This is a genomic window from Dyella sp. (assembly GCF_035685805.1).
Classification (GTDB): Bacteria; Pseudomonadota; Gammaproteobacteria; order Xanthomonadales; family Rhodanobacteraceae; genus Dyella_A.
Genome location: NZ_DASSAB010000043.1, coordinates 1 through 14,343 on the forward strand (window position 1 = coordinate 1; position 14,343 = coordinate 14,343).

Consider the following 14,343-nt stretch of genomic DNA (forward strand, 5'->3'; position numbering starts at 1 on the left):
CGAGCTGCCTTCAGTGAGGTAGGGCGTGTCGATCTGCGCCAGGTTGCCGAGACACACGATCTTGGTGCCCGGGCCGGCGCGGGTGATCAGCGTCTTCATCTGCTTGGGCGTGAGGTTCTGCGCCTCGTCGATGATCAGGTAGCGCGAGAGGAACGTGCGGCCGCGCATGAAGTTGAGCGAACGGATCTTGATGCGCGAGGCGAGCAGGTCGTTGGTGGCCTGGCGGCCCCAGCTGCCGCCGTCCTCGGGGTTGGTGAGCACCTCGAGGTTGTCGGTCAGCGCACCCATCCACGGCGTCATTTTTTCCTCTTCGGTGCCGGGCAGGAAGCCGATGTCCTCGCCCACCGAGACGGTGGCGCGGGTCATGATGATCTCGCGGTAGCGCTGCTGGTCCATCACCTGGGCGAGCCCCGCCGCCAGCGCCAGCAGGGTCTTGCCGGTGCCGGCGGTGCCCAGCAGGGTGACGAAGTCGACGTCCGGGTCCATCAGCACGTTCAGCGCGAAGTTCTGCTCGCGGTTGCGCGCGGCGATGCCCCACACGCTGTGGTTGGGGTGGCTGTGATCGTCCAGCAGCACCAGCGTGGCCTGCTCCTCGTCCACCGACATCACGCGCAGCTCGACGCTGCTCTCCCCGGGCAGGAACAGACACTGGTTGGCATACCAGTCTTCGCCCTCCTTGGCCCGGTCCACGCGGTAGAAGGTGCGGCCCCGCTCGCTCCATGATTCCACCTCCGGGTGACGATCCCAGAAGTCTTCGCTCAGTTCGGTGGCGCCGGTATAGAGCAGGGCGAAGTCATCCAGCGCCTTGTCGTTCTCGTAATCCTCTGCGTCGATGCCGTAGATGCTGGCCTTGATCCGAAGATTGATGTCCTTGCTGACCAGGATCACCGCGCGATCGGGCTGCTGTTCGCGCAGGTCGATCACGGCGGCGAGGATCAGGTTGTCGGCCTTGCCGTGATTGCTGGTCGCCCGCTGCTGGAAGTACAGCCGTCCGGTCTGTTCGGCTCGCTTGAGCTTGACGCCTTGCGGATTCTCCAGCGACAGCCCGTCCTTGATCCCGTGACCGTTGCCACGCACGATCAGCTCGTTGAGGAAACGACTTACCTGGCGCCCGTTGCGGGAGACCTCGGAAGCACCCTTCTTCTTTTCGTCCAGCTCTTCGAGCACCGTCATCGGGATGAAGACGTCGTGCTCCTCGAAGCGGAACAGCGACGTCGGGTCGTGCAGCAGCACGTTGGTATCGAGCACGTAGATGCGCTTGCTTCCGGTCATGCGGAAGAAACCTCGCTGGGCGGGATGGATTGAGGAGACAGCACGGTTGTCGCAAGTTGCCGCGGAGCAAGGCCGCGGTGAAAAGACCGGCCGTGCGGGTGCTGTCGCCGCGCGGCCGGCAGGCGGGAATCAAGCCTCGGCAAGGGCATCCAGAACCGCCTGCGCGTGACCGGGGACCTTCACGCCGCGCCATGCCGCGGCCAGGCGGCCCTGTGGATCGATCAGGAAGGTGCTGCGCACGATACCCATGTGCTTCTTGCCGTAGAGCACCTTTTCGTGGATCACGTCGAATGCTTTGCACCAGGTTTCGTCGGCGTCCGACACCAGCGGAAAGGGCAGGCCCTGCTTGCTGGTGAAGTTGGCATGCGATCGGGTCGAATCGCGTGACACGCCGATGACTTCGGCGTTGCGTTCGCGGAACGCGGGGTAGAGGTCGCGGAACTGCTGCGCTTCGGTGGTGCACCCCGGGGTACTGTCCTTAGGATAGAAATAGACCACCACCCACTGGCCTTTGTAGGCCGAAAGTTTCAGCTCGGCGTCGTCGCCGGTGCGCCCCTTCAGGGCGGGAATCTTCTTGCCGATCTCAGGCATGGGGTCTCCTGCGGCAGCCCGCAGGCGCCGCATGATCGAGTGAGGGAGGGCGTGCTGCCGCGGCGCGCGCGGCATGGGGTCGTGGGGTGGGGCGGGCGGTCCGGGCGACGCCGCGGCAGCGGCGGTGGTTACACGAAAGGTGCCCTGACTGCATGGCCGGCCTCATTGACGTCCCGGCCCAGAGACTAGCGCGTCTGGCGGCGAATGAAAGCCCTTGTCAGGACCTCTGCCCCGCGCGATCCTCAGAACTTCACCGGATCCATGATGGCATCGAGATTGAGGCTGTCGCAGAGCTCCAGGAAATCGTCGCGCAAGGTGGCGATATGGCTCTCCGAGGGGATGCCGATGGTGATCTGGGCCTGGAACATCTGCGCACCGGTCTGCATTGCCTGATAACGCATCGAGTTGAGCTGCTCCACCCGGATGCCGTTGCGCTGGAAGAACTCGATGATCTTCACCAGGATGCCGGGCCGGTCCGCGCTCACTACTTCCACCAGGTAAGGCAGCAGGTGCGAGTCCGGCTCCCGGGGCTGGGTGCGGTAGTGCACCAGGTGCATGTCCTCGTCGCGCGCGAGCTTGGCCAGTGCGGTCTCGAGCTTGGCCAGCGCGTCCCACGCGCCACTGGCCAGCAGCACCAGCGAGCTGTCCTTGCCCACCGTGGACACGCGCGCGTCGGCCAGGTTGCAGCCCGCGTCGGCGATCCGCTTGGCCAGCGTCAGCAAGGGGCTGCTGCCGGCCGGGGTGAGGGTCTGGATCAGCAGCTGGTGGTCGCTGCCGGCACGCGGCGCAGTACGGTTCAAAAGGGTCTGCCTGTAGGGTCACGCGCGTGGCGCGAACGCGTCCGCCGCAAGCGTTTGAGCTTACTTGCCCGCCGCGCGAGGCCGCAAGTAACATGCTCGACTGGATTTTGCCGGAAGCGCTGCCTTGGACATCCGTGGAAGCATCTGTGCGCTGGCGACGCCGTTCACGCCCGACGGCGCGCTCGACCTCGATGCATTCGCCCGCCTGCTCGACTACCAGCTCGGCGCGGGCACGCAGGCGCTCGTCGTGGCTGGGTCCACCGGCGAGGCACACATGCTCGAACAGCACGAGTACGAGCAACTGCTGGCGTTCGCGGTACGCCACGTCGCGGGACGGGTGCCGGTGATTGCCGGTACCGGCGAAGCGGGCACCGCCAAGACGGTCGCCCTTACCCGCCGCGCCGCCGAACTCGGTGCGGACGCCGCACTGGTGGTCACGCCCTATTACGTCAGGCCGACCCAGCCGGGCCTGGCACGCCATTTCGCCGAGGTGGCCGAGAGCGGTGGTCTGCCGGTGATCCTCTACAACGTGCCGGGCCGCACCGGATGCGACCTGCTGCCCGAGACGGTCGCCGCGTTGCGCGACTATCCGCGCATCATCGGCATCAAGGAGGCGCGCAGCGACGATGCCCGCATTGCGGCGCTGGCGGAACTTGCGCGCCCCGATTTCGTCTACCTCTCCGGCGACGACGGCACCGCCGCGCAAGCCATGCTCGCCGGTGCGGCCGGTACCATTTCGGTGGTTGCGAACCTGGTGCCCCGGGCGTTCCGCGAACTGTGCGATGCTGCGGTGTCCGGCGATGCGGCTTCGGCGGCGCAGCTGAACCGTGCGCTGGCGCCGCTGGTGGATGCACTCAACGGCGCGCCCAATCCGATCGCCGTGAAGGCAGGCCTACCCCTGTTGGGACTGGGCTGCGCCACACCCCGCTTGCCGCTGCTCGAGCTGGAGGAGGGCGCGGTGCGCCAGCAGATCCACCGGGCGCTGGAACGACTTGTTCCTTCGGCCGTCGCCGCCTGATTCAGACGACATGAACCTCCCACGGAAAACTACTACATGAAGAAGTCCTCACTCGCTCTCGCCGTGCCAGCCCTGGTCCTCTCCGGCCTCATGCTCTCGGGCTGCGGCATGTTCCGCTCGCACAAGGCATGGGATTCGGCTAAGCAGGAGTCGCCGCTGGAAATTCCGCCGGGCCTGGACACGCCGTCTGCCAGCGAAGCGTTGGTGATCCCGCCGGCGGGAGCCAACCAGCCGACCGCCGACGGCACCACCGCGGCCACCATGGGCAACGCTGCGACGATCACCGACGGCTTCGTGCTTGCCGACGCGGTGGACGTGGCTTACCAGCGCGTCGGCAAGGCGCTGGAGCAGGGTCAGATCGGTCAGGTGGTGGCGCGCGATGATGCCGCGCACAGCTACACGGTGAGCGTGGTGGCCGGCGCGGCAGCTGCCAAGAAGCGCGGATTTTTCGGCCGCATGTTTGGAGGCAAGAAGGACACCGACACGCAGCGCGCCACGGCGCAACAGGTGGTCATCGCGATCAGCCCGAGCGGTCAGAGCGGCAGCGAAGTGCGGGCGCAAGGCGCCGCCGGGGCGGTGGCCAAGACGGTCGATGCGCTTAAGAAGCAGCTGGGCGGCTGATCGACGACTTCCGCGCCATGAAAAACGCCGCCCTCGGGGCGGCGTTTTTTTGCGTGCGACTGGAACGAGCGGAGTATCAGCGCTCGAGCAGGTTGATCTTGTCCGGCTTGCCTTCCCATTCCTTGGCGTCGGCGGGTGCGTCCTTGCGCTCGGTGATCACCGGCCAGGATTTGGCCAGCTCCGCGTTCAACGCCACGAACATCTCCTGACCGGCAGGCACGTCGTCTTCCGGGTAGATGGCGTTGATCGGGCACTCCGGTTCGCACAGGGTGCAGTCGATGCACTCGTCCGGATCGATCGCGAGGAAATTGGGGCCTTCGTGAAAGGCATCGACAGGGCAGACTTCAACGCAATCGGTGTACTTGCACTTGATGCAGTTGTCGGTAACGACAAAGGTCATGCTGCCGAGGGCCTGTCGGTGTGTCCGGCGGCGTGGCCGGACTGAAAGTGGCGCTCCCTACGAGGTTCGAACTCGTGTTCCCGCCTTGAGAGGGCGGTGTCCTAGGCCACTAGACGAAGGGAGCGTTCTGTTTCAGAGCGCGCTAGTATAGACCAATTGTTCCGCCCGGCAATGCCTTTCCTGCAGTTGTGCGTACTTTTCTCTCGCCGACTGCCTCGCATTGCGTGGCATCCGCGGCGATGGTGCCGCATGTGCCCGCATGCGCCGTGGGTTAGGCTTCCGGAAATAAATCGACCGGCAGGGATTCTTACCGCTTGAACCTCCAGACAGGGACCGACGCCAAGCCCGCGCTGCGGATCATTCCGCGCGACCAGCACGTGATCTCCCGCAAGAACATCAGCAAGGCCGCGCTGCGCGTCCTCTATCGCCTCAACGAAGCCGGCTACGCGGCCTACCTGGTGGGCGGCGCCGTGCGTGACCTGCTGCTGGGAGGCCACCCGAAGGACTTCGACGTCGCCACCGACGCCACCCCCGACGACGTCAAGAAGCTGTTCCGCAACTGCCGGCTGATCGGACGCCGGTTTCGCCTGGCGCACGTGGTGTTCGGGCCGGAGATCATCGAGGTCGCCACCTTTCGTGGCACCGGCGAGGATGACGGCGAGGGCGATCGCCACATCGTCGACGGCCGCATCGTGCGCGACAACATCTGGGGCAGCATCGAAGAAGATGCTGTGCGACGCGACTTTCGCGTCAATGCGCTGTACTACGACATCAGCGACTTCTCGGTACGCGATTACGTCGGCGGCATGCAGGACGTGGAAGATCGCGTGCTGCGCCTGATCGGCGATCCGGTCACGCGTTATCGCGAAGATCCCGTGCGCATGCTGCGCGCGGCGCGGCTCGCCGCGAAGCTCGAGTTCCGCATCGATGCACCGGCGGCCGCGCCGTTCGAGACGCTCGGTCCGCTGCTGACCGAAGCGGCGCCCGCGCGCCTGTTCGACGAATCGCTGAAGATGTTCCTGGGCGGCCACGGCCTGAAAAGCTTCCGCATGCTCGAGCAGTGCGGACTGCTGAAGTTTCTCTATCCCTCCACCGCGCGTGCGCTGCAGCGGGGCGACCATGCGCTGCGCTCGCTGGTGGAGCAGGGCCTGGCCAACACGGATGCGCGCATCGCCGAGGGCAAATCGGTGACCCCGGCGTTCCTGTTCGCGGTGCTGCTGTGGGGCGAGGTGCGCGATTACGCACAGCAGTGGATGGCGCAGGGCATGGACGGTTCCGAGGCGTGGGCGCGTGCCGCCGCCCATGTGGTGGGCGAGCAGTGCCAGCGGGTAGCCATCCCCCGGCGCTTCACTTTCACCATGGAAGAGATCTGGTCGCTGCAGCCCCGGTTCGAGCAGATCCAGCGCAAGCGGGTGTTCCGTCTGCTGGCGCAGCCACGCTTTCGTGCCGCGTTCGATTTCCTGCTGCTGCGGGCCGAAGAGTCGCCGGCCATCCGCGAACTGGGCCAGTGGTGGGCGCACGCCCAGCAGCTGCCGCAGGACGTGCTGGCGGCAGCGCTGCCGGCCACGGGCGGTCACTCCGGCTATGACGGTCCGGTCGCGGCGGCTCCCGCCGCCCGGCCGCCGCGCAAGCGGCGGCGCAAGCCGCGCGGCAAGTCCGACTCGGCATGACGCCCGCGGTGACCACGGATGCGTTCGTGGCGCTGGGCAGCAACCTGGGCGATCCACGCCGGCAGGTGCTCGCGGCGATGGATGCCCTCGCTGCGCTGCCGCAGGTTCACGTCCGGAGCCGGTCGCGGCTCTATCGCAGCGCACCGTGGGGCATGCGGGAGCAGCCGGATTTCATCAACGCCGTGGTGGCCCTGCAGACCACCCTGGGTCCCCATGATCTGCTCGATGCGTTGCTCGACCTCGAGCGCGCCGCCGGCCGCACCCGTGACGGCGAGCGTTGGGGCCCCCGCACCCTCGACCTGGATCTCCTGCACATGGTGGGAGTCTCACTAAGCACCCCGCGGCTGACGCTGCCGCACCCGCGGCTGGCTGAGCGCGCGTTCGTGCTGTTGCCGCTGGCGGAGGTCGCCCCTGCGCTGTCGATTCCGCACGTGGGCTCGATCAGCGCACTGGTGGCCCGGGTTGATTCCCCCGACTGCGTCGCGCTTGGCTGAGGTGTTTGCTGCACCGCGGCGGCCAGGGTTTATGATGGCCGGCCCGCCGGGCAGCTCCTTGCTGCCCCGCCAGATCAGGAGCCCGCCCTTGTACGTGCAAACTGCCAGCGCTCCCGACCGCAAGCCGGTCACCGTTCCGGGCCTCCGTGCGATGAAGGCCGCGGGGCAGCGCATCGTGATGCTGACTGCGTACGACGCCAGCTTCGCCTGGCAACTCGACAACGCCGGTGTCGACGTCGCCCTGGTCGGCGACTCGCTCGGGATGGTGGTGCAGGGGCACGCTAGCACCTTGCCGGTGACGCTGGAGCACATGGTCTATCACACCGCTGCCGTGGCGCGCGGACTGCGCAGCACACTACTGGTGGCGGACCTGCCGTTCATGAGTGACCGCGACGTGCCGCATGCGCTGGAGGCGGGGGCACGGCTGGTCGGCGAGGCGGGCGCGGCCATGGTCAAGATCGAAGGGGCGGCGCCGCACGTGCTCGATGCAATCGAGGCACTTGCAGCGCGGGCGATCCCGGTCTGCGGCCATCTGGGGCTCACGCCGCAGTCGGTGCACAAGTTCGGCGGTTTCCGGATTCAGGGTCGCGAGCAGGAGGCCGCCGAGCGCGTACTGGCCGAGGCACGCGCGGTGGCCGCCGCCGGCGCAGACCTGCTGGTGCTCGAAGGCATGCCGGTGGCGCTGGCCGAGCGGATTACCCAGGCGGTGGCGATTCCCACCGTCGGCATCGGCGCGGGCCCGCACTGCGACGGCCAGGTACTGGTGCTGCACGATCTGCTGGGCGTGACGCCGGGCAAGCGGCCGAAGTTCAGCAAGGATTTCCTCCAGGGGCGCGACTCCGTCGCTGCGGCCATCACGGCGTTCGCCGAGGCCGTGCGCGGCGGCCAGTTCCCCGGTCCCGAACACAGCTTTCTCTGAGGTTCCATCGAATGCAGACCGTGCAAGATGCCGGCGCGCTGCGCGCAGCCGTCAGGGGCTGGCGCGCCAGCGGCCAGACCGTGGGATTCGTGCCGACCATGGGCAATCTGCATGCCGGCCACCATGCGCTGATCCGGCTCGCCCGTGCGCGCGCCGATCGCGTGGTGGCGAGCGTGTTCGTCAATCCCACGCAGTTCGGCCCGCAAGAGGATTTCGAGCGTTATCCGCGCACCCTCGCGCAGGACCAGGCCGGTCTGGCCGAGCAGGAATGCGATCTGTTGTTTGCGCCGGACGTGGCGACGATCTACCCGTATGGCCCCACCCACACCGTAAGCCTGCGCGTGCCTCAGATCACCGAGGTGCTGGAAGGCGCGCACCGGCCGGGCCATTTCGATGGCGTTGCGACGGTGGTCTGCAAGTTGTTCAACCTGGTTCAGCCGGACATGGCGGTGTTCGGGCAGAAGGATTTCCAGCAGTTGAAGGTGATCGAGCGGCTGGTGCGCGACCTCTCGCTGCCGGTGAAGGTGATTGCCGCGCCCACGCAGCGCGCCGACGACGGCCTTGCCCTGAGCTCGCGTAACCAGTATCTGGAGCCGTCCGAGCGTGAGCTCGCGCCACGCATCTACGCCACGCTGCAACAGATGCGTCAGCTGGTGGACAAGGGTCACGCTATCGCGGTGGTGGAGCAGGCAGCGCATGCGCAGCTCGAGCGAGCCGGGTTCGTGCCCGATTACGTGGCGATCCGTCGTGCGGAGGACCTGACGGTTCCACGGGAGGCGGAGCGCAGCGGCCTGATCGGCCTGATCGCAGCGCGCCTGGGCAGTACCCGGCTGATCGACAACTTGCTGCTGGAATAATCGTCCCCACCTGAGGTGCGGGCGCCGATGTTGCAGTGCACTGTCGGCGGTTCGATAATCAGCGGCTAAGCAGGCCGTACCTGCCGGAACGTGATGCCATGCAACTGAACATGCTCAAGGCCAAGATCCACCGTGCCACGGTGACCCACGCCGAGCTCCATTACGAAGGCTCGATCGCGATCGACAGCCTGCTGCTCGAGGCCTCGGGAATTCGCGAGTACGAGCAGATCCATGCCTGGAACATCAACAACGGCAAGCGCTTCGTCACCTATGCACTGAAGGCGGAAGCCGGCTCGGGCATCATTTCGGTGAACGGCAGCGCTGCGCATCGCGCGCAGCCGGGCGACCTGATCATCATCGCCGCGTTTGCCCAGCTGTCCGAAGCGGAGGCCGAGGCGCACCAGCCGATGCTGGTGTATGCCGACGCCAAGAACGGCATCTCGCACACCAATCGCTCCATTCCGACCCAGATGGCCGCGGCCTGAGGTCCTGCCGCGCGGCGTGCCACGGCGCCCGCGCCTCGGTTAGGGGCTCGCTACCGGCGTGCCCTGGTGATACACCGCCTTCCATCCTTCCACGGTGCGCCGCCACAGCGTGGTGCGCCGCGTGACGCGTTCGTCCTGACGCAGCCGATAGCTCAGCAGGTAGAGGCCCGGCGCCAGCGGGTGGCAGCTGAAATCATCTGCGGCCAGTGATTCACGCGCGGGATGCGCCGCGCGTGTTGCCAGCACCTCGAGCACGTGGTCGCGGCTGTAGCGCTGACCAGACGCGCCGATCTCCCAGAAGCCGGGTTCGGTGATCCGGCTGCCGTCGGCCGGACCTGCTCCGGGTTCGGGGCGGTGGAAAATCGGCTCGAGCTGGCGCAGCTCCTCCAGCACATCGTGCAGCCGCGGCATCGGCTTGGACGGGTCGTTCATGGCGGATCTCCGGGCCCAGCGTGCTGCTCGAGCGCCCAGGCCACATGCTCGCGCACCGTCGCCGAGGGATGATCGGCACGTGCGCGCAGCGCGCTCAGTACCGCCTCCGAGCGCGGCGCGTTGCCCAGCGCCACGGCGATGTTGCGCAGCCAGCCTTGATAGCCCGTGCGGCGGATCGCCATGCCTTCGGTGCGCCGCAGGAACTCCTCTTCGCCCCAGCCGAACAGGTCGGTCAGGCGCGCTCCGTCGAGCTGGTGGCGGGGCGCGAAATCCGGCTCTTCGGTCTGCTGCGCGAACTTGTTCCACGGGCACGCCAGCTGGCAGTCGTCGCAGCCGAAGATGCGATTGCCCATGGGCTTGCGGAATTCTTCCGGGATGCTGCCCCGGAGTTCGATCGTGAGATACGAGATGCAGCGCCGCGCGTCGAGCCGATAGGGCGCCACGATGGCCTGGGTCGGGCAGATGTCGATGCAGCGACGGCAACTGCCGCAGTGTTCGGTGGCCGGCGCATCCACCGGTAGCGGCAGGTCGGTATACAGCTCGCCGAGGAAGAAGTACGAACCGGCGCGGCGATGGATCAGCACCGTGTGCTTGCCGATCCAGCCCAGTCCGGCATTGCGGGCCAGTGCCTTCTCCAGCACCGGCGCGGAATCGACGTAGGCGCGATGGCCGAACGCGCCAATCTCGGCACGGATACGCTCGGCCAGCTTCTGCAGCCGGCCGCGCATCAGCTTGTGGTAATCGCGGCCCAGCGTGTAGCGGGAGACGTAGCCGAGCTCGCCGTCGCCGATCACCGACCAGGCGCTGCCGATGTCCGGGGGCGCGTAATCCATGCGCACGGAGATGACCCGCTGGGTGCCCGGTTCGAGTTCGTGCGGCCGGCTGCGCTTGATGCCGTGGCGCGCCATGTACTCCATCTCGCCGTGGTGGCCGTCGGCCAGCCACTGCTGCAGGTGCTGTTCGTCGCGGCCCAGGTCGACGCCGCTGATGCCGGTATCGGCGAAGCCCAGTTCGCGCGCCCATTGCTTGATCGAACGCGCAAGGGCGACGTAGTCGACGGCATGGGGTGGCGGTGTGGTCATGCGGTTAGTTTAAGGGCTGCGGCCGGCTGCGCCGGCCTGCCTATAATCGGCGAATGACCGACATCGACCCTGCCCAGCGCGCACTGTTCACTGTGGAACAGGTGCGTGCCCTCGACCGCCACGCCATCGAGGTGCTCGGCATCCCCGGCTTCGAGCTGATGCGGCGGGCTGCGGCGGCCGCGCTGGCTAGCCTGCGCAGGCACTGGCCGCAGGCCCGGCATCTGGCGATCTGGTGTGGTCCCGGCAACAACGGCGGCGACGGTTATCTGGTCGGCGCCCTGGCCCGCGAGGCCGGCCTGGAGGTGGATCTGGTAGCGCTGTCGCCCGAGGCCCACGGTGACGCCCTGCAGGCCCGCGAAACGTTCGAGCGCGTCGGCGGCCGGGTGCGGATGTTCGATCCGGCCGCTGCATTGCCCGATGCCGATGTCCACGTCGACGCGCTCTACGGCAGCGGATTGAACCGTGCGCCAGGCACCGGCGAAGCGCGCCTGATCGAGCAGCTCAACGCCTGTGGCCGCCCGGTGCTCGGGCTGGACGTGCCGTCCGGGCTCGATGCCGATCACGGCCATTGTCCGGGCGCGGCAATTGTCGCGGCGATCACGGTGTGCTTCGTCGCGGCCAAGCGCGGCTTGTACACCGGTGCGGCGCCCGATCACGTGGGTCGGCTGGAACTGGCGACGTTGCAGTTGCCCGGAACGCTGCGGGACACGCAGCAGCCTGATGCGGAGCTGCTTTCCGCGGAGGTGCTGCCAGTGCGCCAGCGCGGCGCGCACAAGGGCGACAACGGACACCTGCTGGTGATCGGTGGCGAGCAGGGCATGGGCGGCGCGATCCGTCTGTGCGGCGAGGCGGCGCTGCGCAGCGGCGCCGGGCTGGTCAGCGTTGCCACGCGCGAGGCGCATGTGGTCGCGCTCAATGCGGGGCGGCCGGAGTTGATGGCCCACGGGGTCGACGGACCGCAGGCGCTGCAACCGCTACTCGAGCGCGCCGATGTGCTGTGCGTGGGGCCCGGGTTGGGGCAGGGCGCCTGGGGGCATGCGCTGTGGTTGACGGCGCTCGATTCGGACCGGCCGGTGGTGCTCGATGCCGATGGCCTCAACCTGCTTGCTCGCGAGCCGCGCACTTTCGATCGCGCCGCAGTGCTGACCCCGCACCCGGGTGAGGCGGCGCGGCTTCTGGGCACCAGCATCGCTGCAGTGCAGGTCGATCGCTTCGCTGCCGCACGCGAGCTGGCGAGGAAATACGGCGCGGTGGTGGTGCTGAAGGGAGCCGGAAGCCTGGTGGCGCATCCGGATGGGCGGGTCGGCGTGTGTCCCTGGGGCAACCCGGGCATGGCGGCAGGTGGCATGGGCGACCTGCTGACCGGCGTGATCGGTGCCCTGCTGGCGCAGGGCGCCACCGCCTGGCGGGCGGCACGGATGGGCGTGGCGCTGCACGCGCGTGCCGGCGACACCGCCGCCGTGGCCGGCGAGCGGGGATTGCTGGCAAGCGACCTGCTGCCCGCGCTGCGCCGGCTGGGCAATGGCCCCGCGCATGCGTGAGCTGTCATGCGACCTCGCCGACGAAGCCGTCACGGCGGCGCTGGCAACCGCGGTGGGCAGCTCGATCGCGGGCGGTGCGATCTTCCACCTGCACGGCGACCTCGGCGCCGGCAAGACCACGTTTGCCCGTGCATTGCTGCAGTCGCTGGGCGTGCGCGAGCGCATCAAGAGCCCCACCTACAGCCTGGTGGAGTCCTACCCGTTGTCGCGAGGCACCGCCTGGCACCTGGACCTGTACCGGATTGCCGATGCGGACGAGCTGGAGTGGCTGGGCATCGAGGCATTGGGCGAACCCGATGCGGTGGTGCTGATCGAGTGGCCCCAGCACGGCGCCGGCGCCCTTCCGCGGCCGGATGTGGAAGTGCGGCTGGAGTACCTCGGCAGCGGCCGCCAGGTCCGGCTGCTGGCCAGGAGCGTCCGCGGCGAGCATCTGCTGGCCCAGACGTCCCGGCGGCTCGCGCCGGCCGTTTGAGAGCCCCGGCAGCATTGCCAAGGGCAGGTTTTATCAAGGAAATTTCCGGCGCCCGCGGGGCAGGGATCGTTTGATAAAGCGCCGCTTGCGCCCCTCATCTGGAGACCGTCTGACGAATATGCCGCAGGTTGTGGATATGCAAGGAAAATTTGCTTGCAATAGCGTTTTCGCTGCGGTTCAATGCCCCGCATGACGGCAACCATCTTCCGACCCGCTCTGGTGACGCTGGCAGCCATGGCTGCGGCACTCGCGCCGCTGTCCGCCGGGGCTGCCGAGGTGCGCGCTGCGCGCGTGTGGGCCGGCCCGGAATACACCCGCGTGGTGTTCGATCTCAGCGGGCCGGTTCGCTATCAGGCATCCGCACGCGACGGCCGCATCCAGCTCGATCTGGCTGGCGACCGGCTGGCTTCCGGCTTCGCCGCGCCGGCCGCACAGGGCCTGTTCCGCGGCCTCAGCACGCGGCGCCGGGGCGATCAGCTGCAACTGGTGGCCGAAACGGACAGCCATCGCGCGCCGAAAAGTTTTCTGCTCAAGCCCAGCGGCAGCTACGGCTACCGGCTGGTACTGGATCTGTATCCGGACGCGGCGGCAACGTCCGCCGGGGGCGCGTCGGTGGCTGCGGCGCCAGTGCCGGTGATGAAGGCCGCTCCGGCGATCAAATCCGGTCACGGGGACGTGATGTCGCTGCGCCAGGTAGCCGAGCAACTGAACGGCCAGCGAAAGGTGGTGGTGGCGGTCGATGCCGGCCACGGCGGCGATGATCCGGGCGCGCATGGCCCGGGCGGCACGCAGGAAAAGAACGTCACGCTCGCGGTGGCCCGCCAGCTCGCGGCGCTGATCAACAAGCAGCCCGGCATGCAGGCAGTGCTCACCCGCGACAGCGACTATTTCATTCCGCTCAAGCGTCGCTACCAGATCGCGCGCGACAAGAACGCGGACATGTTCGTCTCCATCCATGCGGACGCCTTCAAGAACGGTGACGCCAAGGGCTCGTCCGTGTGGGTTCTGTCCCCGCGCGGCAAGACCAGCGAAGCGGCCCGGTGGCTGGCGGACCGGGAAAACCGCGCCGACCTGATCGGCGGCGTGTCGCTGGACGATAAGGACGACAGCCTCGCCGCCGTCTTGCTGGACCTGCAGCAGGGCTACGCCATGCAGGCAAGCGAGTCGATCGCCGGCAACGTGCTCAAGGCGCTGGCCCATCTCGGCCCCACGCATCGTGGTTACGTGGAGCGGGCGAACTTCGTGGTGCTGCGCTCGCCGGACGTGCCGTCGATCCTTGTCGAGACGGCGTTCATCAGCAATCCGGCCGAGGAGCGCAAGCTGCGCGACCCGGAACACCAGACGGAACTGGCACAGGCGGTGATGGGCGGCGTGCGCAATTATTTCGAGGCCACGCCGCCGCCGGGCACCTGGTTCGCCGCGGAGGCGGCGCGCCGCAGTGGAGCGATGCTTGCCGCCACCCAGCCGCGGCCGGACAGCAAGGCCTCCGTCGCCTCGGTCGATGCGCGGGCCGACGCGGCAGTGCGCGACCTGCATCGCGTCAGTCGTGGCGAAAGCCTCGGCAGCATCGCGCGCCAATACGGCGTAAGCGTCGGCGCCATCAAGAGCGCCAACGGCATGAGCGACGACACCGTCCGCGCCGGTGCAGTGCTGGCGATCCCCGCCGGCTGATCAACGCCCGCGGCACGT

General features: G+C 67.9%; 16 protein-coding genes and 1 tRNA gene. 10 read left to right on the forward strand and 7 right to left on the reverse strand.

Going from position 1 to position 14,343, the window contains the following annotated elements:
• The 3 genes from VFG40_RS12310 to VFG40_RS12320 all read right to left on the reverse strand — a co-directional run.
• On the reverse strand, nucleotides 1-1,272 hold a 1,272-nt coding region (locus VFG40_RS12310), incomplete at its 3' end, for a PhoH family protein (protein WP_324897853.1).
• A gap of 129 nt (nucleotides 1,273-1,401) precedes the next feature.
• Entirely contained in the window at nucleotides 1,402-1,863 is a 462-nt protein-coding gene (locus VFG40_RS12315; protein WP_324897855.1) for a peroxiredoxin, read from the reverse strand.
• Between the two features lie 242 nt (nucleotides 1,864-2,105).
• Nucleotides 2,106-2,663, reverse strand: a complete 558-nt coding sequence (locus VFG40_RS12320; RefSeq protein WP_324897857.1) for a glycine cleavage system transcriptional repressor — start codon at nucleotides 2,661-2,663, stop codon at nucleotides 2,106-2,108.
• 124 nt (nucleotides 2,664-2,787) lie between these two features.
• Here VFG40_RS12320 and dapA point away from each other — a divergent pair, with 124 nt between their 5' ends.
• Nucleotides 2,788-3,681, forward strand: a complete 894-nt coding sequence (gene dapA, locus VFG40_RS12325) for a 4-hydroxy-tetrahydrodipicolinate synthase (RefSeq protein WP_324897859.1) — start codon at nucleotides 2,788-2,790, stop codon at nucleotides 3,679-3,681.
• 36 nt (nucleotides 3,682-3,717) lie between these two features.
• Complete coding sequence (locus tag VFG40_RS12330; protein WP_324897861.1) at nucleotides 3,718-4,302, forward strand: hypothetical protein; 585 nt, start codon at nucleotides 3,718-3,720, stop codon at nucleotides 4,300-4,302.
• A gap of 76 nt (nucleotides 4,303-4,378) precedes the next feature.
• On the opposite strand, the gene fdxA is transcribed toward VFG40_RS12330, so the two are convergent.
• A complete protein-coding gene (gene fdxA, locus VFG40_RS12335) occupies nucleotides 4,379-4,702 on the reverse strand; it encodes a ferredoxin FdxA (protein WP_324897863.1) in 324 nt (107 codons plus the stop codon).
• Nucleotides 4,703-4,750: 48 nt separating this feature from the next.
• Nucleotides 4,751-4,826: transfer RNA gene (locus tag VFG40_RS12340), tRNA-Glu, on the reverse strand.
• Between the two features lie 190 nt (nucleotides 4,827-5,016).
• Here VFG40_RS12340 and pcnB point away from each other — a divergent pair.
• From pcnB to panD, 5 genes are all read left to right on the forward strand, one after another.
• Nucleotides 5,017-6,372, forward strand: coding sequence for a polynucleotide adenylyltransferase PcnB (pcnB, locus tag VFG40_RS12345; protein ID WP_324897866.1), 1,356 nt, complete (start codon nucleotides 5,017-5,019; stop codon nucleotides 6,370-6,372).
• Entirely contained in the window at nucleotides 6,369-6,866 is a 498-nt protein-coding gene (gene folK, locus VFG40_RS12350; protein ID WP_324897867.1) for a 2-amino-4-hydroxy-6-hydroxymethyldihydropteridine diphosphokinase, read from the forward strand. The genes pcnB and folK overlap by 4 nt, the downstream gene beginning before the upstream one ends.
• An 88-nt stretch (nucleotides 6,867-6,954) precedes the next feature.
• The gene (gene panB, locus VFG40_RS12355; RefSeq protein WP_324897869.1) at nucleotides 6,955-7,785 is read left to right on the forward strand and encodes a 3-methyl-2-oxobutanoate hydroxymethyltransferase; all 831 of its coding nucleotides are present in this window, start codon (nucleotides 6,955-6,957) and stop codon (nucleotides 7,783-7,785) included.
• 11 nt (nucleotides 7,786-7,796) lie between these two features.
• Nucleotides 7,797-8,642, forward strand: coding sequence for a pantoate--beta-alanine ligase (gene panC / locus VFG40_RS12360; protein WP_324897872.1), 846 nt, complete (start codon nucleotides 7,797-7,799; stop codon nucleotides 8,640-8,642).
• Between the two features lie 98 nt (nucleotides 8,643-8,740).
• Nucleotides 8,741-9,127, forward strand: a complete 387-nt coding sequence (gene panD / locus VFG40_RS12365) for an aspartate 1-decarboxylase (RefSeq protein ID WP_324897874.1) — start codon at nucleotides 8,741-8,743, stop codon at nucleotides 9,125-9,127.
• Nucleotides 9,128-9,166: 39 nt separating this feature from the next.
• On the opposite strand, the gene VFG40_RS12370 is transcribed toward panD, so the two are convergent.
• Together VFG40_RS12370 and queG are read right to left on the reverse strand one after the other, a co-directional pair.
• Nucleotides 9,167-9,559 (reverse strand): nuclear transport factor 2 family protein, encoded by a 393-nt coding sequence (locus VFG40_RS12370; RefSeq protein WP_324897876.1) that lies wholly within the window; start codon nucleotides 9,557-9,559, stop codon nucleotides 9,167-9,169.
• Nucleotides 9,556-10,641 carry a tRNA epoxyqueuosine(34) reductase QueG gene (gene queG, locus VFG40_RS12375; protein WP_324897879.1) on the reverse strand — a complete coding sequence of 362 codons (1,086 nt, stop codon included), beginning with the start codon at nucleotides 10,639-10,641 and terminating at the stop codon, nucleotides 9,556-9,558. The genes VFG40_RS12370 and queG overlap by 4 nt, the downstream gene beginning before the upstream one ends.
• 53 nt (nucleotides 10,642-10,694) lie before the next feature.
• Here queG and VFG40_RS12380 point away from each other — a divergent pair, with 53 nt between their 5' ends.
• From VFG40_RS12380 to VFG40_RS12390, 3 genes are all read left to right on the forward strand, one after another.
• The gene (locus VFG40_RS12380) at nucleotides 10,695-12,182 is read left to right on the forward strand and encodes an NAD(P)H-hydrate dehydratase (protein ID WP_324897881.1); all 1,488 of its coding nucleotides are present in this window, start codon (nucleotides 10,695-10,697) and stop codon (nucleotides 12,180-12,182) included.
• The gene (tsaE, locus tag VFG40_RS12385; RefSeq protein WP_324897883.1) at nucleotides 12,175-12,654 is read left to right on the forward strand and encodes a tRNA (adenosine(37)-N6)-threonylcarbamoyltransferase complex ATPase subunit type 1 TsaE; all 480 of its coding nucleotides are present in this window, start codon (nucleotides 12,175-12,177) and stop codon (nucleotides 12,652-12,654) included. Before VFG40_RS12380 ends, tsaE begins: the two co-directional genes overlap by 8 nt.
• A 189-nt stretch (nucleotides 12,655-12,843) precedes the next feature.
• Nucleotides 12,844-14,325, forward strand: coding sequence for an N-acetylmuramoyl-L-alanine amidase (locus VFG40_RS12390; protein ID WP_324897885.1), 1,482 nt, complete (start codon nucleotides 12,844-12,846; stop codon nucleotides 14,323-14,325).
• Nucleotides 14,326-14,343: the final 18 nt, after the last annotated feature.

Coding starts and splice junctions, on each gene's coding strand:
- queG (WP_324897879.1), bottom strand. CDS start 10,641: ATGACCACACCGCCACCCCATGCCGTCGACTACGTCGCCCTTGCGCGT.
- VFG40_RS12390 (WP_324897885.1), top strand. CDS start 12,844: ATGACGGCAACCATCTTCCGACCCGCTCTGGTGACGCTGGCAGCCATG.
- panC (WP_324897872.1), top strand. CDS start 7,797: ATGCAGACCGTGCAAGATGCCGGCGCGCTGCGCGCAGCCGTCAGGGGC.
- VFG40_RS12380 (WP_324897881.1), top strand. CDS start 10,695: ATGACCGACATCGACCCTGCCCAGCGCGCACTGTTCACTGTGGAACAG.
- VFG40_RS12370 (WP_324897876.1), bottom strand. CDS start 9,559: ATGAACGACCCGTCCAAGCCGATGCCGCGGCTGCACGATGTGCTGGAG.
- tsaE (WP_324897883.1), top strand. CDS start 12,175: ATGCGTGAGCTGTCATGCGACCTCGCCGACGAAGCCGTCACGGCGGCG.
- folK (WP_324897867.1), top strand. CDS start 6,369: ATGACGCCCGCGGTGACCACGGATGCGTTCGTGGCGCTGGGCAGCAAC.
- panD (WP_324897874.1), top strand. CDS start 8,741: ATGCAACTGAACATGCTCAAGGCCAAGATCCACCGTGCCACGGTGACC.
- VFG40_RS12315 (WP_324897855.1), bottom strand. CDS start 1,863: ATGCCTGAGATCGGCAAGAAGATTCCCGCCCTGAAGGGGCGCACCGGC.
- VFG40_RS12330 (WP_324897861.1), top strand. CDS start 3,718: ATGAAGAAGTCCTCACTCGCTCTCGCCGTGCCAGCCCTGGTCCTCTCC.
- fdxA (WP_324897863.1), bottom strand. CDS start 4,702: ATGACCTTTGTCGTTACCGACAACTGCATCAAGTGCAAGTACACCGAT.